This is a genomic window from Ideonella aquatica (assembly GCF_018069755.1).
In the GTDB taxonomy this organism is placed as follows: Bacteria; Pseudomonadota; Gammaproteobacteria; order Burkholderiales; family Burkholderiaceae_C; genus Ideonella; species Ideonella aquatica.
The window spans coordinates 1-19195 of the sequence record NZ_JAGQDE010000022.1 but is presented as its reverse complement, the minus strand read 5'-3'; the positions used below and the strand labels follow the sequence as shown (position 1 = coordinate 19195).

Below are 19195 nucleotides of genomic sequence, written 5' to 3'. Positions count from 1 at the left end.
GCCCGCGATGTTAATGTTTCATTAAACTATGAACGCTCGGGGCTTACCCTGGCGGGGGCCACATGCGGCAGGCAGGCGCGCGCCAGCAAGCCGCGCGGCGTGGCCGGCAGCAGGCGCACCTGGCCCGCATGGCGTTCGACGATCTCGCGCACGATGGCCAGGCCCAGGCCGCAGCCGCTGCCGTCGTGGCGGGCGCGGGCGAAGCGCTCGAACATGCGCTCGCGGTCGGCCTCGGACAGGCCGGGGCCGTCGTCCTCGACCTCCATGCAGACCTGCGCAGCGCAGCGCCGCACCCGCACCGTCACCACGCGACCGGCGCCGGCATAGCGCACCGCGTTGTCGATCAGGTTGTGCAGCGCCTCGCGCAACAGCAGCGCGATGCCTTCGACCTGGGTGTCCTCGGGCGGCGGCGCCGGCTCGGGCTCGTCATAACCCAGGTCCACGCCGGCGGCCAGCGCGCGCGGCACCCACTCGGCGGTGAGCTCGCGCGCCAGGCGGGCCAGGTCCAGCACCGCGCGGTCCTGGCGCGAGGCCGACTCGGGCTCGGCGCGCGCCAGCGTCAGCAACTGATTGACCAGGTGGGCGCTGCGCGCCGCGCTCTCGTGCACCCGCTCAAGCCGGGCGCGCAGCGCGGGCTCGGTGGCCTCGCGCAGCGCCAGCTCGGTCTGGCTCTTCAGGCCGGCCAGCGGCGTGCGCAACTGGTGCGCGGCGTCCGAGATAAAGCGCCGCTGCGCCGCCACGCTGTGCTGCACTTCGCCCAGCAGGGTGTTGATCGCGCGTGCCAGCGAGCGCACCTCGGGCGGCGCGGCCTCGATCTCGATCGGCGCCAGGTCGTTGGCGGTCTGGCCCTGCACCTGCTGCTGCAGCTGGTCCAGCGGCTGCAGGCCGGCGCGGATGCCGGCCCAGACGATCAGCGTCATCAGCACCACCAGCGCCGACAGCGGCAGCGCCGTGTCCATCAGGATGCGCCGCGCCAGCTCCTCGCGGTTGGCACGCGAGCGGCCCACCTGCACCAGCATCATGCCGCCCGAGGCGCCCTCGGCCGCAAAGGGCAGGTACAGCGCCACCATGCGCACCGGCTCGGGCGCCGCCTCTGTGCGCGCCGGGTCGGGCAGCAGGCTGTCGTAGTGGTAGGGCTCGCCCAGGCGCGGCTCGGGGATGTCGGGCACCGGCAGGTTGGGCGTGCCGATCAGGAACTGGCCCGGCGGCGAGCTGACGGCGTAGAGCACACGGTCGGACGGGTCGGCCTCGAGGATCTCCTGCGCCGAGCGCGGAAAGTCGATGTACAGGCCGGTGGCGGTGGGCTTGATCTGCCGCGCCAGCGCGCGCGAGGCCTGCACCAGGCTGGCGTCGATCGCCTCCTGCACATAGTGGCCGGCCAGCTTGTAGGTGAAGCCCGCCGCGGCCAGCCACAGCACCACCTGGGGCAGCAGCAGCCACAGCAGCAACTGGCGGTGCAGCGAGCGCGCACCGGGCAGGCGGGCCAGGTGGCGCAGGCCGTTCATGCCTCAGGCGCGGGCGCTGTCGGGTTCGAGCAGGTAGCCCAGCCCGCGCACCGTGCGGATCGACAGGCCGGAGTCTTCCAGCTTGCGACGCAGGCGGTGGATGAAGACCTCGATCGAGCCGGCCGCGCCCGGGTCGGCGCCATCCGCCGCCCAGGCCTGCACGATCTCGTCCTTGGTGACCACCTGCTCGCGGCGGTTCAGCAGCAGCTCCAGCAGCAGCCACTCGCGCGGGCTGAGCTCCAGCGGCTGGCCATCCACCGTGGCGCGGCGCGCCTGGCGATCGAAGACCAGCCGGCCCAGACCGATGTCGCCGGCAGCCGGCCGGCTGCGGCGCAGCAGCGCGTGCAGCCGGGCCTCCAGCTCGGGGAAGTCAAAGGGCTTGGTCAGGTAGTCGTCGGCCCCGGCGTTCAGGCCGGCCACGCGGTCGGCCAGGCTGTCCAGCGCGGTCAGCACCAGCACCGGCACCGGCTTGCGCGCCTCGCGCACGCGGCGCAGCACGGTCAGGCCGTCCACCATCGGCAGGCCCAGGTCCAGCACGGCCACATCCCAGGGCTGGCGCAGCAGCAGGTACTCGGCCACCGCGCCGTTGGGCGCGTGCTCCACCTGGAAGCCGGCCTGCTGCAGTTGCGCCGACAGCGCATCGGCCAGGATGGCGTCGTCCTCGGCCAGCAGCAGGGTCGTGGTGGTGGGCATGGTGGCCCGGACTGTAGCGCGCAGCGTGGCGGGAAGTGGACAACCTAGGGTTAACGTTCAATTAACAACATTTCCATCTCGTTAAGAATCAGAGCAAAGGCCCCCAGCAAGTGCCTTCCCACTGACCGTTGCAGGAGACATCTGAGATGACGAGACCGACTGAACGCAGCCATCCATCCCGACAGCGCCGCCATTGGCAGCTCACCCCCTTGGCCGTCGCCAGCACCCTGGCGCTGGGCGGCATGGGCGCTGCGCAGGCCCAGGAATCCACGCAGTCGGTGGTCGTGACCGGCATCCGCCATGCGATCGAGACCTCGATTGCCATCAAGCGCAACTCGGACTCCATCGTCGAGGCGATCACCGCCGAGGACCTGGGCAAGCTGCCCGATGTCAGCATCGCCGAGTCGCTGGCCCGTCTGCCGGGCGTGACAGCGCAGCGCGTGAACGGCTCGACGCAGAAGATCTCGGTGCGCGGCATGCCCGACAAGTACACCGTCACGCTGCTCAATGGCCGCGAGGTGGTCAACGGCGGCGAGAGCCGCGAGGTCGAGCTCGACCAGTTCCCGGCCGAACTGATCAATGGCGCCGTGGTCTACAAGACCCCGGACGCCACCCTGTCGATGCAGGGGCTGGCCGGCACGATCAACATGCAGACCGTCCGTCCGCTGGACCTGGCCAACCGACAGATCACGATCAATCTGCGCGGCGAAAAGAACTCCAACGGCGAGCAGATCCCGGGCCTGTCGGCGACGGGCAACCGCCTGAGCGCGTCCTACGTTGACCAGTTCGCCGACCGCACGATCGGCCTGGCACTGGGCTATGCCCACCTTGACAGCCCCGAGCAGCAGCAGCACTACGCCAACTGGTGGTGGGCCAACACCGCCAACACCAGCTCCTACCCGCCCGACTGGTGCGGTGGTGACTGCAGCATCAAGGGCCTGGCCAAGGACGCCGTGGCACTGCAGGGCTTTGAAGCCACCGCGTTCTCGACCAACCAGGTGCGCGACGGCGTGATGGCGGTGCTGGAGTTCAAGCCCAACAAGGACCTGCACACCGTCGCCGACCTGTACTACTCGACCTACGACAAGAAGTACGTGGGCCGCGAGTTCCAGGCCGAGATGACCACCTGGGGCGGCGCCGAGTACGTCAACCCCGGCTACTCCAACTGGGACGGCGAAAAGGTCGTCACCAGTGGCGGCATCAAGAACGTCTCGGCCAAGCTGCTGTCGCGCAGCAACCAGCGCAATGACACGATCGCCGCGATCGGGCTGAACAACGAGTACAAGATCGCCGGCTGGACCACGGTGGCCGACCTGAGCTACTCGAAGGCCAAGCGCGAGGAAAGCACCTCGGAGATGTACGCCGGTATCGGCAGCCTGAACAACGGCTTCAGCAGCTTCAGCATCAACCGCAACGGCTTCTCGCAGTTCACACCGTCGGTGGACTGGTCGGATCCGGCGATCATCAAGATGCAGCAGTTCTGGGGCCAGATGGGCGCCACCCGCTTCTTCGATGTCAACGACGAAGCCAAGGCGATCAAGCTGGGCGGCCGACGTGATGTGGCCTGGGGCCCCGTGACCCGCTTCGAAGGCGGCCTCAACTACGCCGAGCGCAGCAAGGACTACAAGGCCACCAAGGTCGCCTACGACATGAAGAACGGCAGCACGATCGCCGACTTCCCGGCAGGCATCCTGATGTCGCCGGCCACGCTGGGCTTCGGCTCGATCCCCGCCGTGGCCAACTTCGACGTGCAGCAACTGCTCGCCACCGGCCTGTTCAGCTCGCGTCCGGATGACCTCAGCAGCGCGCCCAATCGCCAATGGGGCGTCGCCGAGAAGATCACCACCGGCTATGCGAAGTTCGACCTGGACTTCACCGTCGGCGGTCTTGAGGTGCGGGGCAATGCCGGTCTGCAGGTGGTGCATGCGGACCAGACCGGCACCGGTCTGCGCTGGGACGCCACGACCAACAGTGCCGCGCCGATCAGCGGCGGCACCAGCTACACCGACGTGCTGCCCAGCCTGAACCTGTCGACGAGCGTGGGTGAAGGCAATGTGATCCGCTTCGGTCTGGCGCGCCAGATGGCACGCCCCAACATGGAGGACATGCGCGCCGGCATCCGCGATGTCGCCCGCGCCCAGACCGGTCCGGGCCTGTGGTCGGCCAAGGGTGGCAACCCCAAGCTCGAACCCTGGCGCGCGGACGCGGTTGACCTGTCCTTCGAGAAGTACTTCGACAAGCGCAGCTACGCGGCCGTCGCCGCCTTCTACAAGGACGTCAAGTCCAGCGTCTACAACCAGGACATCCCGTACGACTTCACCGGCTTCCCCGACCCCTGCGTGCCGTCGGGCTCGACGACCTGCACGCCGGTCAACACCTACCTGGGCACGGTCAACGCACCGGCCAACGGCAAGGGCGGCTATGTGCGAGGCAGCGAGTTCACCCTGGCGCTGGATGCCGGCCGCTTGGCACCGATGCTCGATGGCTTCGGCACCATCCTGTCGGCCTCGTTCACGCAGAGCAATATCCACCAGGGCAACAACCTGAGCAACCCGCTGGAAGGCCTGTCGGGCACCGCCACCAGCATGGTCTTCTACTACGAGAAGGCGGGCTTCCAGGCGCGGGTCGGCCAACGCTACCGTTCGCGCTACCTGGCGGCCGTGCGCAATGCCTGGGGCGATACCTCGTACACCACCATCGAGCCGGAGCGCATCACCGACCTGCAACTGGGCTATGGCTGGGACAGCGGCTGGCTCAAGGGACTGTCGGTGCTGCTGCAGGTCAACAACCTGACCAACGAGCCGTACCGCACCAAGATGGGCGTTGACTCCAACAGCGGCAAGGTGGCCAACCTGCTCTATCCCGCCATCTACGAGAAGTACGGCAGGCAGTACCTGCTGGGTCTGAGCTACAAGCTCTGATCCCGGCCCCTCGACCGGGGCGGTCCTTGCGCTCATCCGCGACAAGGCCCGCCCCGGTCGTCCCTCTGACACGACCACGATTCCACGATGTTCGACGCCGCGACGGCGCGCCAGCTGCGCCGCACCGACTTCCCGCCCGACTTCCGCTGGGGCTGCTCCACTTCCTCGTACCAGATTGAGGGTGCCGTCGGTGAAGACGGCCGCGGCGAGTCGATCTGGGACCGCTTCTGCGCCCAGCCCGGCCACATCCGCGACGGCAGCAGCGGCGCGGTGGCCTGCGACCACTACCACCGCTGGCCTGAGGACCTGGACCTGGCGCGCTCGCTGGGCGTCAACGCCTACCGCTTTTCCATCGCCTGGCCGCGCATCCAGCCCAGCGGCCGCGGCCCGGCGCTGGAGGCCGGTCTGGACTTCTACGAGCGCCTGATTGACGGCATGCTGGAGCGCGGCCTGCAGCCCTGGGCCACGCTCTACCACTGGGACCTGCCGCAGGCGCTGCAGGACCAGGGAGGCTGGGCCGAGCGCCGCACGGTGGATGCCTTTGTCGACTACGCCGGCCTGGTGGTGCGCCGACTGGGCGACCGGGTGCGCCACTGGATCACCCACAACGAGCCCTGGTGTACCGCCTTTCTGGGCCATGCCGAGGGCTGCCACGCCCCCGGCCTGAAGGACTTCGGCGCGGCCATCCAGGTCTGCCACCACCTGCTGCTGTCGCATGGTCTGGCGGTGCCGGTGATCCGCCAGGCCTGCCCTGGGGCGCAGGTGGGCATCACGCTGAGCCTGCACCCCATCCATGCGGCCAGCGACTCTCCCGCCGACCAGGCCGCGGTGCAGCGCCACGACGGCTTGCGCAACCGCTGGTTCCTGGATCCGCTCCACGGCCACGGCTACCCGGCCGACACCCTGGCGCTGCTGGGCAAGCTGGCACCGCAGGTGGCGCCGGGGGACCTGGCCGCCATCGCCACGCGCACCGACTTCCTGGGCATCAACTACTACTTCCCCGAGGAGGTGGCTGATGCACCGGGCCAGGGCGTGCTGCGCACCCGCGTGGTTGAACGCGAGGGCGTGGAGCGCACCGCCTTTGGCTGGGAGGTCTCGCCCGAGGGCATGGTGACGCTGCTGGCCCGCGTGCAGCGCGACTACACGCCCGGCCCGATCTACCTGACCGAGAACGGCTCCACCTGGGACGACACGCTGGGCCCCGATGGCCAGGTGCATGACACCCAACGCCTGGACTACCTGGCGCGCCACCTGGCCGCCGCGCGCGAGGCCATGCGCCAGGGCGTGCTGCTGAAGGGATATTTCGCCTGGAGCCTGCTCGACAATTTCGAGTGGGCCGAGGGCTACACCCGCCGCTTCGGACTGACCTATGTCGACTACCCGACGCAGCGGCGCCTCCTGAAGGACAGCGGCCAATGGTACGCCCGCTTCCTCCACGCCTGAGACACTGCATGCCGATGCGCCGACCGCTCCGCCCTTTGCTGACCGCCGCCCTGGCCCTGGGTCTGGCCTGCGCCCAGGCCGCCGGCCCCACGCCGCCCGCCGCGCCCGCCTCCGGCCCGCGCGCCGAGGTCATCCACTGGTGGACCTCGGGCGGCGAATCGGCCGCCGTCAAGACCCTGGCCGACGCCTACCGCGCTGGCGGCGGCACCTGGGTGGACATGGCGGTGGCGCTGGGCGAGCAGGCGCGTGCGGTGGCGGTCAACCGCATCATCGGCGGCAACCCGCCCACCGCCGCACAGTTCAACACCACCAAGCAGTTCCACGACATCGTCGAGCAGGGCCTGGTGCTGCCGATGGACGAGGTGGCGCAGAAAGACGGCTGGGACCGCTTCCTGCCCGAGATCGTGCTGAGCGCCATCCGCATCAAGGGCCACTACTACGCGGTGCCGGTGAACATCCACATGCCCACCTGGATCTGGTACTCCAAGGCGGCGTTCAGGCAGGCCGGCATTGCCGGCGAGCCGCGCAGCATGGAGGAGCTGTTCGCCGCGCTGGACAAGCTCAAGGCCGCCGGCCTGGTGCCGCTGGCGCATGGTGGACAGGCCTGGCAGGACAACACCGTCTTCACCGCCGTGCTGACCAACGTGGGCGGGCGCGAGTTGTACCTGAAGGTGCTGCGCGACCGCGACCCCGCGGCCATCAACTCCGAGGCCTTCCGCCAGGTGCTGCTGACCTTCAAACGGCTGCAGGGCTATGTCGACAAGGGCTCGCCCGGGCGCAACTGGAACGACGCCACCGCCATGCTGATCAGTGGCAAGGCCGGTGTGCAGTTCATGGGCGACTGGGCCAAGGGCGAGTTCGCCCAGGCCCGGCAGGTGGCCGGCCGCGACTACGGCTGCATCCCCGGCTTCGGCCCGCAGGCGCCCTACATCATCCAGGGCGACGTGTTCGTCTTCCCGCGCCAGAAGACCCCAGGCCCGCAGCCCGCCCAACAGTTGCTGGCGCATGTGGTGACGCAGCCCACCACGCAGGTCGAGTTCAGCCTGCGCAAGGGCTCGATCCCGATCCGCACCGATGTCGACGTCAGCAAGCTCGACATTTGCGCCCAGCAAGGCGTGGCGGCCATGAAAGACAAGGCGCGTCAGCTGGGCAATGGCGAGCTCTACCTCACACCCGACCAGAACGGCGCGCTGCAGGACATCCTGACCACCTACTGGAACCGCAACATCCCGGTCGAGAAGGTGCAGCGCGACATCCTCGCGGCACTGCGCAGCTGACATGAAGCCCCCACGCTCACTGCGTTCGCTGCCCCCCAAGGGGGCGCGTCAGCCCCTTCGGGCGACCGGGCGGGGCTGACGTGTCCCGATTCGGGCGCTTGCGGCGCAACATCGTTTCGTGGGCCGCACTAGGCCCGCTGCTGCTGACGGTGCTACTGGTCTACGGAGGCTCGGTGCTGTGGACGCTGCGCGTGTCCCTCAGCAGCTCGCGCACGCTGCCGGTGGATGACTTTGTCGGCCTGGCCCAGTACGAACGCTTGCTGAACAACAGCCGCTGGCTGGAGTCGCTGCAGCACCTGGCGCTGTATGGCGGTCTGTTCATGGCGGTGTGCCTGGGCCTGGGCATCCTGCTGGCGGTGGCGATCGACCAGCGGGTGCGCGCCGAAGATCTGCTGCGCAGCGTCTTCCTCTACCCCTACGCGCTGTCCTTCGTGGCCACCGGCCTGGTCTGGCAATGGCTGCTGCAACCCGATGGCGCGGTGGCGGCCGGCGTGCGCGCCCTGGGCGGCGACGGCTTTGACTGGCTGATCGACCCCGAGCGGGTGCTCTACACCCTGGTCATCGCCACCACCTGGCAGGCCGCCGGGCTGGTGATGGCCATCATGCTGGCCGGGCTGCGTGGCGTCGACCCGCAGCTGTGGCAGGCCGCGCGGCTGGATGGCATCCCGCGCTGGCGCGTGCTGCTGCAGATTGTGCTGCCCACGCTGGGCCCGTCGCTGGCCACCGCCACGGTGCTGCTGTTCACCGGCGTGGTCAAGCTCTTCGACGCGGTGGTGGCCATGACCCAGGGCGGCCCCGGCAACGCCAGCGACGTGCCGGCGCGCTTCATCATGGACCACCTGTTCGGCCGCGCCAACATCGGCCTGGCCTCGGCCGGCGCGGTGCTGATGCTGCTGAGCGTGCTGCTGCTGGTGGCGCCGCTGCTGTACTGGCGCGCCACGCGCCGGGAGGCCGCATGAGGCGCCGTATCGACCCCGGCCGCTGGGGCCTGTGGGCCTTCCTGCTGCTGTCGGCGCTGTTCTTTGCGCTGCCGCTGTGGGCCATGGTGGTCACTTCGCTGAAGGACATGGACCAGATCCGCAGCAGCAGCCCGCTGGCCTGGCCCGATGCGCCCACGCTGCAGGCCTGGCAGGCGGCCTGGAGCGAAGCCTGTGCCGGCGTGGAATGTGGCGGCGTGCGCAGCGGCTTCTGGAACTCGGTGGCGATCGCCCTGCCCTCCACGCTGCTGCCCATCGGGGTGGGCGCGCTCAACGGCTATGCGCTGTCGTACTGGCAGCCGCGCGGCGCCGGCTGGCTCTTCGGCGCGCTGCTGCTGGGCGGTTTCCTGCCGGTGCAGGTGATGATCTATCCGCTGGTCAAGACGCTGGCGGCGGCCGGCCTGTTCGGCACCCTGCCGGCCATCGTGCTGGTGCACCTGGTGTTCAGCATGCCGGTGATGACGCTGCTGTTTCGCAACCACTTCCTGTCGCTGCCGCGCGAGCTGTTCCTGGCCGCGCGGGTGGACGGCGCCGGCTTCTGGCGCGTCTTCGTGCAGCTGATGCTGCCGATGTCGCTGCCCATCATGGTGGTGGCCGGCATCATCCAGGTCACCGGCGTGTGGAACGACTACCTGCTGGGCCTGGTCTTCGCCGGCCCCGATTGGCAGCCGATGACCGTGCAGCTCAACAACATCGTCAACACCAGCACCGGCGAACGTCGCTACGACCTCAACATGGCCGCCACGCTGCTGACCTCGCTGGTGCCGCTGCTGGTGTACTTCGGCTCGGGCCGTTGGTTCGTGCGCGGCATTGCCGCCGGAGCGGTCAAATGAGTCACCTGGAGCTGCGCCAGCTGGCGGCCGGCCATGGCCGCGAGCCCGTGTTCCAGGGCCTGGATCTGGCGGTGGCCGAGGGCGAGTTCATCGTGCTGCTCGGCCCATCGGGCTGCGGCAAGAGCACGCTGCTGCACGCCATCGCCGGCCTGGTCGACGTGCAGCAGGGCCAGGTGCTGATCGGCGGGCGCGACCTGACCGACGCCGACCCCGCCGAGCGCGGCATCGGCATGGTGTTCCAGTCCTATGCGCTCTACCCGACGATGACGGTCGCCGGCAACATCGGCTTCGCGCTGCGTGTGGCCGGGATGCCAGCGGCCGAGGTGACCCAGCGCGTGCAGCGCGTGGCCCGCGTGCTGCAGCTGGAGCCGCTGCTGCAGCGCAAGCCGGCGCAGCTCTCGGGCGGGCAGCGCCAACGGGTGGCGATCGGCCGCGCACTGGCACGCGAGCCGGCCCTGTTTCTGTTCGACGAGCCGCTGTCCAACCTGGACGCCCAGCTGCGCACCGAGCTGCGGCGCGAACTGAAGCTGCTGCACCGCCAACTGGGCTCGACCATGGTGTACGTCACCCACGACCAGGTCGAGGCCATGACCCTGGCCACCCGCCTGGTGGTCATGCACGAGGGCCGGATCCAGCAGATCGGCACACCGGCCGAGGTCTACGGCCGCCCGGCCAACCGCTTCGTCGCCAGTTTCGTGGGCTCGCCGGGCATGGCCTTCGAGGCCGGCACGCTGCGCGCGGGGCCGCAGGGCCAGACCTCGTTTGTATCCCCGCGCCTGCAGCTGCCGCTCGACCCAGCCACGCTGGACCACGCGCCGCGCGACGGCCAGGCCGTGCACCTGGGCCTGCGTACCGACCAGATCCGCCTGCACCCCGACGGGCCGCATGAGGCCGCCGTGCAACTGGTCGAGCCGCTGGGCGGCCAGGCGGTGGTCTGGCTGGACCTGGGCGGCTGCCTGCTGGCCGCGCTGTGGTCCGACGCGGTGCTGCCGACGCTGGACCAGCGCCTGCGGTTCACGATCCTATCGGCCGGCGCGTCGGTGTTCGACGCCACCACCGGCCAACGTTGCTGAGAGACGCTGCATGAACGAGATGCGACTGCAACCGGTGCGCCGCGTGGTCATCGTCGGTGGGGGCACCGCCGGCTGGATGAGCGCCGCGGCCCTGTCCACCGTGCTGGGCCCGCTGCACGAGATCCACCTGGTGGAGTCCGACGAGATCGGCACCATCGGCGTGGGCGAGGCCACCATCCCGCACATCCGCGTCTTCAACCAGGCCTTGGGCATTGCCGAGGACGAGTTCATCCGCGCCACCCAGGGCACCTTCAAGCTGGGCATCGAGTTCGTCCACTGGGGCCAGCTGGGCGACCGCTACATCCACGGCTTCGGCACCATCGGCCACGACTACCACGGCACACCCTTCCACCACTGGTGGCTGCGCCGACAGGCCGAGGGCTGCGGGGGTGACCTGGCCGCGGTGTCGATCAACACCGCCGCGCCGATGCAGGCGCGCTTCATGCGCCCCCGCGCCGACATGGCCGGCTCGCCGCTGGCCGACATCGCCTACGCCTTCCACTTCGACGCCAGCCTGTATGCGCGTTTCCTGCGCGGCTTTGCCGAGCAGCGCGGCGTGCGCCGGCACGAGGGCCGCATCACCCGCGTCCACCAGCGTGAAGGCGACGGCTTCATCACCGGCGTCGAGCTGGCCGACGGTCAACGCATTGACGGCGACTTCTTCATCGACTGCTCGGGCATCCGCGCGCTGCTGATGGAGCAGACGCTGATGGTGGGCTACGAAGACTGGCGCCACTGGCTGCCCTGCGACCGCGCGATCGCCGTGCCCTGCACCAGCGTCCAGCCCTTGCTGCCCATCACCCGCTCCACCGCCCACAGCGCGGGCTGGCAGTGGCGCATTCCGCTGCAGCACCGCATCGGCAACGGCCATGTGTTCTGCAGCCGCTTCATGAGCGAGGACGAGGCCCAGTCCATCCTGATGAAGCACCTGGATGGCGAGCCGATGGCCGAGCCGCGCACCATCCGCTACGTGACCGGCCGGCGCCTGAAGTTCTGGGACCGCAACTGCGTGGCCGTGGGCCTGTCCAGCGGCTTCCTGGAGCCGCTGGAGTCCACCAGCATCCACCTGATCCAGACCGCCATCAGCCGCATCATCCAGTGCTTTCCGCACACCGGCTTCGACGCCGCAGACATCGCCGAGTACAACAAGCAGACCCGCTACGAGTACGAGCGCATCCGCGACTTCCTGATCCTGCACTACCACGCCACCGACCGCACGGACTCGCCATTCTGGAACCACTGCCGCACGATGGAGGTGCCCGAGTCGCTGCGTCACCGCATGGCCCTGTTCCTCAGCAACGGCCGCGTGGTGCGCGAAGGCAACGAGCTGTTCGCCGAGGCCAGCTGGTTCCAGGTGATGTACGGCCAGCGCATGCGCCCGCGGGCATATCACCCGCTGGTGGCGCAACGGCCGCTGGCCGAGGTGCAGGAATTCATCGACGGTGTCGAGCAGGTGATCGGTCGCTGCGTTGACGTGATGCCCGACCACGCCGGGTTCATCGCCGCTCACTGCGCTGCCCCCATCCCGAAGGCCATGGCATGAAGCGACTGAGCATGCTGGCGCTGCTGGGCACCGCGCTGGCGCTGGGTTCGCCGGCCCAGGCGGCCCCGCAGGCCTGGGTGACCAGCGGTGACGGCCTGCAGCTGATGCAGCCGCAGCCAGCCCTGCGCGCCGCGCCTTCAGCCCGCGCACAGCTGATCGAGATCGACCCCGCCCAGCGCTTTCAGACCATGAGCGGCCTGGGTGCCAGCCTCACCGACGCCTCGGCCCAGTTGCTGATGCGCTTGCCCCCGGCGCGCCGCGACGCGCTGCTGCGCGAGCTGTTCGGGCGCCAGGGCGCGGCGCTGGGTTTTTCGCTGACCCGGCTGACGATCGGCGCCTCGGACTTCTCCACCCGCCACTACAGCTTCAACGACCGGCCGCCGGGCCAGACCGATGAGGCGCTGACCCACTTCTCGCTGGCGCCGCAGCGCGCCGACGTGATCCCGGTGGTGCGTCAGGCCCTGGCCATCAACCCCCAGTTGCAGGTGATGGCCTCGCCGTGGAGCGCTCCGGGCTGGATGAAGACCAATGACGCGCTGATCCAGGGCGCACTGCGGCGCGACCGGCACGCGGTCTTCGCCCGCTACCTGCTGCGCTATGTCGACGAGATGGCCCGCGAGGGCGTGCCCATCTTCGCGCTGACGGTGCAGAACGAGCCCCACTTCGAGCCCGGCGACTACCCCGGCATGCGCATCGAGCCCAAGGACCGTGCCGCCCTGGTGGGCCAGCACCTGGGCCCGCTGCTGGCCGGGCGCCAGCCGCCGGTGCAGATCATCGAGTGGGACCACAACTGGGACCAGCCACGGGCGCCGCTGGAGATGCTGTCCGACCCCCAGGCCCGGCGCCATGTCAGCGGCGTGGGCTGGCACTGCTACGCGGGCGATGCAGGTGCCCAATCGGTGGTGCGCGACGCCCACCCCGACAAGGATGTCTGGTTCACTGAATGCTCGGGCGGCCGCTGGAAACCGCACTGGCCTGAGACCCTGCCCTGGATGATGCGCAACGTCGTGATCGGCAGCATCCGCCACTGGGCGCGCGGCGTGCTGATGTGGAACCTGGCACTGGACAACGACGGCGGGCCGCACCTGGGCGGCTGCCCCGACTGCCGCGGGGTGGTCAGCATCGACCCCGCCAGCGGCGCTGTGACACGCAATCTGGAGTACTACGCACTGGGCCATGTCAGCCGCTGGGTGCGGCCGGGCGCGGTGCGCATCGGCAGCTCAAGCGGCAGCGACGGCATCGACACCGTGGCCTTCCACCATGCCGATGACGGCTCGGTGGTGCTGGCGCTGTGCAACTCGGCGCCCGAGGAGCGCTGGTTGACGCTGCGCCTGAGGGGCCGCGACGCCACCCTGCGCCTGCCGCGCGAAAGCGTGGCCACGGTGGTGTGGCGCTGAGTGCCCCTCGCCGCTGCTCAGCGCGCGCCAGGGTCTCGCAAGGCCTTGCGAACCACCAGCTTCAAGCCGGACCACACCTCGCTGACTGCGCACACCTTGATGTCCACCCAACCCAGAGGCCGTGCCAGCTCTCGGATCACGTCTTCGGTGACCGTGGTGGGCACCTTCGAGGCCTTCTTCGGCCAGGACACCCAGACCGCCGCCTCGGGACCCAGCGTGGCCCGCAGCCCCGCCAGCGCCTGAGCCAGCGCCGCGCGCTCAGTCACGAAGAGATGGACCAGTGTGGTCGCCTCGGTGACGACCGCCTGCTGCCGCGCGCCCGGGGGCAAGGGCCCGTACAGCGCCGGCAGCTCGTCGGGCGCATGCAGCACCGCCAGCCGCGTGCTGGCGGTGATGCCCAGCTTCTTCAGCAGCGGCGTTCCTGAGTAGCCTTCAGGCATGGCATCTCCTGGGTGACGGGCGTCGTCCCCGCGCCGCGTCAGCGGCGCAGGATCTTGTCCATCGGCCGACCCTTGGCCAGCTCGTCCACCAGCTTGTCCAGCTGCCGGATCTGCTGCATCAGCGGATCCTGGACGGTCTCCACCCGGACGCCGCACACCGTGCCCGTGATCAGGGCGCGGTTCGGATGCAGGGCCGGGGCCCCGGCGAAGAAGCTGCGGATGTCCGACCGGTCCTGCAGCCGCGCCTGCAGCCCGACCGGGTCATAGCCGGTCAGCCAGCAGATCACCTGGTCCAGCTCAGCTTGGGCTCGCCCCTTGCGCACCACCTTGTTCACATAGGCCGGGTACACGGCAGCAAACGGCATGGCGAAAAGGCGGTGCTCGGTCATGGCCAGAGGACGATCGGGGGTTGCGGACAGTCCGGGCGATGGTAGCCCTGAACCGGGTCACAGAGCAGCGCCCGCCTTGAACACCCGTCTCAGGCCCTCTCCACGGCTGTAGAAGTACTCGCCCGTCGGGCTGATCACCACCGCCCGGTGGTCGCGCGCCTGCGAGAAATAGCGCCATCCGTGGGCGGCATCGCCGGGCGAGGTGACGACCGGCACGACCAGCCAGCCGGCGCTGTCGGGCTGGGGCTGGGTCTGGGGCTGCGGCGCGTGCGCCGGCGCGCGGTGATCGCCTGCCATGGCCGTCGCACTGGCCATGAACACGACAAGGCATTGCGCCAAGGCTGGGTTGATAAGCTTCATGGTTCCTTCCTTTCCGATGCCTGGTTCCAGTCCACGCTGACTGTGCGTGCACTGTGGGCGTCGGAACTTAGGAAGGTCTGATGCCTGGGCGCCCGGCCATCCAGTGCGGGCCCCTCAGGGAGCACCGGCCGCCGGCAGGTGATGTGGGTCAGGCCGCGAGGTGTCAGCGCCCAGCAGCACCTGGTTCTCATGACGCCCCTGGCCCAGCACGAAGTGCGTCGTGCCGATCTGGGTGTAGCCATGGTGTGCATAAAAGCGCAGCGCCCGGGTGTTCTGCGCATTCACGGTCAGCCACAGCGGGCCAGCCGACGCCTCACCGGCCTGAGCCTTGGCGGCCTTGAGCAACTGGCTGCCGATGCCCTGGCCCGCCAGGTGCTCCTGCACATACAGCGTCTGCAGTTCCGCCACCGAGCGCGCAGCCCAGGGGCACGGCTCAGCCAGCTTCAAGACGGCGAAGCCCAGCAGCCATTCGTCGCGCTCGGCCACGACCATGCGGGTGTCAGCCTCGGCCAAACGGAGAGCAAACCGCTCAGGCGTCAACGCCGACAGCACATACTGGGCCACCTCGCCGTTGATGCCCGCCCTGCAGTAGGTATGCAGCCACACCTGAACCGCGAGGACCGCCAGTCGGTCGGCATCCGCCGGTTGACCGGCTCGCAACCGGACGCTATGGCGCATACAACTCGGCCCCAACCGGCTTGAGCACCGAGAACAGACCCTGTGCGTCGAACTCACTCAGCGCCGTCCAGCGCCGTGCGCCGATGGCCACCTGCCCGGCCTTCAGGACCGGTACGACAGCCCCCGCCAAGGGAGCGAGCCCAAAGCCTTCAGTCCCGCGCGTCGGGACAGCCGTGTACAGAAAACGCCGGTCGCCAGCCACCAGCGTGAGCGCACTCGCCGTGGACGGCATCGACACATCCGGCTCAAGCGCCAGAAGCTCGTAGCGACCCGGGGCCAGCGCGATCGCAGTGAAGGTTCCTCTCGCCAGCTTGGCGACCCGCTCGCCATTGACCAGCACCTGGACCTCGACCGGCTCACCCGGCACGCGAAGGAGGTAGACCACCGCCATTCCCGGGCTGGGCGACACCAGCGCCATGGGGTCCGGGAAAGTCAAGGGCCCCCGGTCGACCGCACAACCCGTCAGGGCCAGGGCCAAGAACCCCAAGATCGGTGCGATCACTGCGATGCCATACCTCATGACGACCTCTTGTGAGATGGGCGATGAGAGCCCGCCGATGAACCCGAGGCCACACGCCAGACACTCGCGTGGGCCCCGGCCATGGTGAATGGGGCCTCAGCCCGCGCTCCTGAGCAGTTCTTCAAGCAGACCCTCGTCACGCAGCGTCTTCACCAGAGCATGGCCGCCATGAGGGTGGCGTTGGATGTCAATGTGGGGGAACTGGGCCAACTCATCGGCATGCAACTCATCCAGCCTATCGGTCTGGGACACCAGGACCCTGGCTTTCATCTCGGGGTGCATGCGGGCGATCCAGGGCTCAAGGTCGAGGATGTCCGACTCACGCTTGCTCGACTGAAGCCTGCTGATCTGGGGGGCCCATCGTTGGTCCCTGTGCAGGCTGCGCTTCTCCGCACTCACGAAGGTCTGCGGCGCAAAGGCAATCGCATGACCCGTGCGCAGCATGGCGCAAAACAGAAGCGCCGCGAACCCGCCCATGGAGTTGCCGATGAAGCAGATGTCCGACGCCCCCGTTTCACGGATCTTCCGCTGGAGATACTCGCCCACAGACAACGCATCGTCACCCACCCCGCTCAGCCCGCGCTGATACCAGGCCTGCTCAAGGTCGCGCATGAAGACCTTGCTGTGGTCGAGAATTCCCGCAGCGCGATAGAACTCAAAGGGAGGAATTCCAATCGCGCCTGCGATTCCCCCAAAGAAAAAGAACAACTTGCTCGACCCCGGCACAAGTTGCTCAGTCACCGCAGTTCTCTCATCGATCCTCATGTTCACTCCTTGATGACCAACGGTCAGCGTGGCCCCAAGGCCCCTCTTGACTTGCTTGGCGTTTGGTCAGATGTCGACCACATGCCGCAGCAGGCCGAAGCCCACGCGCCAGGTCATGCCGTCCCCCGGGTCGATCGTGGCGGTGCGCTGGTTGATGCGCACGATGACCCCGACCACGGTGTTGAGGTGCTTGTCCTCGAAGGCCACCTTCTCGCCGCAGCGGAAGTCGTTGCGGCTGGCGCGTGGCGGGGCCGGTGGCTCGGCGGTGGGTGCGGGTCTGGCTGCACCGGGCGCCGGGGGCTCCACGGCGGTGTAGGGCAGCGTCCAGGCGCTGCGCGTACCGTCTTCTTGAACGGTCAGCTGCGTGTCCTTCATCGCGACGATCTTGCCCAGTCGCATCTGACCATCGCGCCAGTCCATGAAACGCACCGTCTGGCCCAGGTGCAGGTCCTTGCGCACCTGCACGATGCGTTTGGGGTCGGCCAACATCCTCTCGATCACCGAGTTCAGCTGGAACAGCTGCAGGTTGCTGGCGTGCTGCAATACCTCCAGCAGCCGGGGGTCGATGCCACGATCGTTCATGCCGCTATCTTGCCGTACTCGCCGCATGCGATCGGCTGCAAGCCGATATTCCAGGGCAGCAACGCCTTCGGCCAGTGGCGCGATGCCTTGCCCAGCGGCTGGGCGTGCGCTTGCCGCTGAGCCCGGCGCACCTGGGGTGGCTGGCCGCGCAGGTCGTCTTCGATGTCAAGGAGCGCACCGATGCGGCGCAGTGCTCCGGCCGCCAGGCTGTCGGAGTCGCACTTGCTGTCGAGCAACAGGTCCCACCCGGGCCGGCGGGCAGAGCGGCGCATGCCCACTGTCGCAAGACATCAGGCCTGAGCGGCGTCGCAAGCTCGGGCGCACGGCACGTCAGGTCTAGAAGCGTGAGCCTGGCCCGGATAGGAAGCGCAGCTCCTCCGGCGTGGACCGACGACCCAGGGCCTCGTTGCGGTGCGGATAGCGACCAAACCGATCGATGATCGCCTTGTGTCTGAGCTCGAAATCGTGATTGGAGGGCAGGCCCAGCGCAGCAAACAGCCGCTCTGCCTGGGTGTGGACATGGCGTGACTCACTGTGCATGTAGGGCATGTACAGGAAGACACGCTCGGTCTGCGCCAGCGCAGCATCGTGCCCGCCAGCGACCGCCTCCTGGGCCAGCACCAGCGCTGCGGCGTCGCCTGCGAAGGCATGCGCCGTCCCCCTGTGGATGTTGCGAGAGAACTGATCCAGGACGATGATCTCTGCCAGGCGACCGCGAGGACTCGTGCGCCACCCGGACAGCTCACCCTTGCGCGCGGCCATCAGCAGATCAGCAAAGCGCTCGGCCACCGTGGCGTCAAAGGCCGGGTCGACTCGCCACCACTGGGCGGGCGTGATCTCGACGAACCAGAAGTGAAGCACCTGCTCGGGCGTCTGGGGGGCCGTGGGCCAGAGGTTCGGGCTTGACGCCGAGCCGCCCCCGCCGGCGTGCCCGGAGCCGCCGGTCGCGGTCGCGGTCGCGCCCGTGCGCAGCGCAAGGGCCATGACGATCTCTCCGTCGTCCACTTGCCCCGTTGGCGCGAAGCCAAGTGACCTGTACAAGGGCTCAGGGCACCCCTCCCCAGGCACATAGGACAACAGCAGGCGGCGCACGAGCGGCTTGGCGCGAACGTGCTCGATGACCAGGCCAAGCGCCGCGCGACCGATGCCCTTGCGCTGGTGCTGCGCGTCCACCATGAAACGCCAGATCCACACCTCAGGCTCATCAACCAACGGCTCGCGAAGGGACTCATCGGAGAGCATGACAAAGCCCACCGGCTCGTCTCCCAGGTAGATGGCCCGGTACCACGCCTCGGTGGCGAACAGCGCCTGGGCCAGCGATTCCGCATTCGTGGCAACAAAGCGCCGCTGATCAGGCCCGACCGCCAGCCTGGTGATCGTGCGCACCGTGGCGGCGCTGATCTCTCGGAGTGTGACTTGCGCTGTGACGTCAGTCATGTGCGGCCTTGTGTTGGATCTCCCCGGAGCACGGGAGCGGGCAGCTTCAGCCCGGTCCGCCAGCATAGCCCCAGCGCCGCAGCCCAGGCTGGCGCAGGCCACGCCGGTACGAGTCAGCTCGGGCTGAAGGGATAGGCTGCACTCGCCGCCCTACATGAGCCTTGCGATCTGAGCAATGAGCATGGCGGCTGGGACAAGAAGCGCTTGCCCCAGCAACGTGCCTACAAGGCGGCTGTGTATCGACCCAGCGGAATCTGCTCAGTTCAAGCCGCTATTGCATAAGCTTCAGCGGGGGTCCTCATGTTCAGCGCCTGATGAGGGCGCCGGTGGTTATAGAAGTGGATCCAGTCGCCGATCAGTCG

General features: G+C 68.8%; 20 protein-coding genes and 1 pseudogene. 8 read left to right on the top strand and 13 right to left on the bottom strand.

Annotated elements, in window-relative coordinates:
• Window positions 1-26 precede the first annotated feature (26 nt).
• Window positions 27-1505, bottom strand: a complete 1479-nt coding sequence (locus tag KAK06_RS19175) for a sensor histidine kinase (RefSeq protein WP_210803759.1) — start codon at window positions 1503-1505, stop codon at window positions 27-29.
• A gap of 3 nt (window positions 1506-1508) precedes the next feature.
• The gene (locus KAK06_RS19170) at window positions 1509-2198 is read right to left on the bottom strand and encodes a response regulator transcription factor (RefSeq protein ID WP_210803758.1); all 690 of its coding nucleotides are present in this window, start codon (window positions 2196-2198) and stop codon (window positions 1509-1511) included.
• A 146-nt stretch (window positions 2199-2344) separates the two neighbouring features.
• Here KAK06_RS19170 and KAK06_RS19165 point away from each other — a divergent pair, with 146 nt between their 5' ends.
• From KAK06_RS19165 to KAK06_RS19130, 8 genes are all read left to right on the top strand, one after another.
• Window positions 2345-5119 (top strand): TonB-dependent receptor, encoded by a 2775-nt coding sequence (locus KAK06_RS19165; protein ID WP_210803757.1) that lies wholly within the window; start codon window positions 2345-2347, stop codon window positions 5117-5119.
• Between the two features lie 87 nt (window positions 5120-5206).
• Window positions 5207-6562, top strand: a complete 1356-nt coding sequence (locus KAK06_RS19160) for a GH1 family beta-glucosidase (RefSeq protein WP_210803756.1) — start codon at window positions 5207-5209, stop codon at window positions 6560-6562.
• Between the two features lie 14 nt (window positions 6563-6576).
• The gene (locus KAK06_RS19155; protein ID WP_375140903.1) at window positions 6577-7839 is read left to right on the top strand and encodes an ABC transporter substrate-binding protein; all 1263 of its coding nucleotides are present in this window, start codon (window positions 6577-6579) and stop codon (window positions 7837-7839) included.
• Window positions 7840-7919: 80 nt separating this feature from the next.
• Window positions 7920-8798 carry a carbohydrate ABC transporter permease gene (locus KAK06_RS19150; protein WP_210803754.1) on the top strand — a complete coding sequence of 293 codons (879 nt, stop codon included), beginning with the start codon at window positions 7920-7922 and terminating at the stop codon, window positions 8796-8798.
• On the top strand, window positions 8795-9649 hold the full coding sequence (locus KAK06_RS19145; protein ID WP_210803753.1) for a carbohydrate ABC transporter permease: 855 nt from the start codon (window positions 8795-8797) through the stop codon (window positions 9647-9649). The genes KAK06_RS19150 and KAK06_RS19145 overlap by 4 nt, the downstream gene beginning before the upstream one ends.
• The gene (locus KAK06_RS19140) at window positions 9646-10722 is read left to right on the top strand and encodes an ABC transporter ATP-binding protein (protein ID WP_210803752.1); all 1077 of its coding nucleotides are present in this window, start codon (window positions 9646-9648) and stop codon (window positions 10720-10722) included. The genes KAK06_RS19145 and KAK06_RS19140 overlap by 4 nt, the downstream gene beginning before the upstream one ends.
• Window positions 10723-10741: 19 nt before the next feature.
• Entirely contained in the window at window positions 10742-12265 is a 1524-nt protein-coding gene (locus tag KAK06_RS19135; RefSeq protein ID WP_210803801.1) for a tryptophan halogenase family protein, read from the top strand.
• On the top strand, window positions 12262-13662 hold the full coding sequence (locus KAK06_RS19130) for a glycoside hydrolase family 30 protein (protein ID WP_210803751.1): 1401 nt from the start codon (window positions 12262-12264) through the stop codon (window positions 13660-13662). Before KAK06_RS19135 ends, KAK06_RS19130 begins: the two co-directional genes overlap by 4 nt.
• A gap of 17 nt (window positions 13663-13679) precedes the next feature.
• Here KAK06_RS19130 and KAK06_RS19125 read toward each other — a convergent pair whose 3' ends face one another.
• The 11 genes and pseudogenes from KAK06_RS19125 to KAK06_RS19075 all read right to left on the bottom strand — a co-directional run bounded on the left by KAK06_RS19125 (window position 13680) and on the right by KAK06_RS19075 (window position 19189).
• The gene (locus KAK06_RS19125) at window positions 13680-14102 is read right to left on the bottom strand and encodes a DUF3052 domain-containing protein (protein ID WP_247652983.1); all 423 of its coding nucleotides are present in this window, start codon (window positions 14100-14102) and stop codon (window positions 13680-13682) included.
• A gap of 38 nt (window positions 14103-14140) precedes the next feature.
• Window positions 14141-14491 (bottom strand): DUF2200 domain-containing protein, encoded by a 351-nt coding sequence (locus KAK06_RS19120; RefSeq protein WP_210803750.1) that lies wholly within the window; start codon window positions 14489-14491, stop codon window positions 14141-14143.
• Between the two features lie 57 nt (window positions 14492-14548).
• A complete protein-coding gene (locus KAK06_RS19115) occupies window positions 14549-14851 on the bottom strand; it encodes a hypothetical protein (protein ID WP_210803749.1) in 303 nt (100 codons plus the stop codon).
• Window positions 14852-14965: 114 nt separating this feature from the next.
• Window positions 14966-15457 carry a GNAT family N-acetyltransferase gene (locus KAK06_RS19110; protein WP_210803748.1) on the bottom strand — a complete coding sequence of 164 codons (492 nt, stop codon included), beginning with the start codon at window positions 15455-15457 and terminating at the stop codon, window positions 14966-14968.
• A 61-nt stretch (window positions 15458-15518) separates the two neighbouring features.
• The gene (locus KAK06_RS19105) at window positions 15519-16049 is read right to left on the bottom strand and encodes a hypothetical protein (RefSeq protein ID WP_210803747.1); all 531 of its coding nucleotides are present in this window, start codon (window positions 16047-16049) and stop codon (window positions 15519-15521) included.
• A 96-nt stretch (window positions 16050-16145) separates the two neighbouring features.
• Window positions 16146-16814, bottom strand: a complete 669-nt coding sequence (locus KAK06_RS19100; RefSeq protein ID WP_210803746.1) for an alpha/beta fold hydrolase — start codon at window positions 16812-16814, stop codon at window positions 16146-16148.
• A 66-nt stretch (window positions 16815-16880) separates the two neighbouring features.
• Window positions 16881-17396, bottom strand: a complete 516-nt coding sequence (locus tag KAK06_RS19095; protein ID WP_210803745.1) for a hypothetical protein — start codon at window positions 17394-17396, stop codon at window positions 16881-16883.
• Entirely contained in the window at window positions 17393-17668 is a 276-nt protein-coding gene (locus KAK06_RS24450) for an IS66 family transposase (RefSeq protein ID WP_210803744.1), read from the bottom strand. The genes KAK06_RS19095 and KAK06_RS24450 overlap by 4 nt, the downstream gene beginning before the upstream one ends.
• 64 nt (window positions 17669-17732) lie before the next feature.
• Window positions 17733-18257 carry a DUF924 family protein gene (locus KAK06_RS24280; RefSeq protein ID WP_310741127.1) on the bottom strand — a complete coding sequence of 175 codons (525 nt, stop codon included), beginning with the start codon at window positions 18255-18257 and terminating at the stop codon, window positions 17733-17735.
• Window positions 18258-18425: 168 nt separating this feature from the next.
• A pseudogene (locus KAK06_RS24275) lies at window positions 18426-18833 on the bottom strand (GNAT family N-acetyltransferase); the annotation flags it as partial.
• A gap of 263 nt (window positions 18834-19096) precedes the next feature.
• Window positions 19097-19189, bottom strand: coding sequence for an integrase core domain-containing protein (locus tag KAK06_RS19075; RefSeq protein WP_310741126.1), 93 nt, complete (start codon window positions 19187-19189; stop codon window positions 19097-19099).
• Between the last annotated feature and the right edge of the window lie 6 nt (window positions 19190-19195).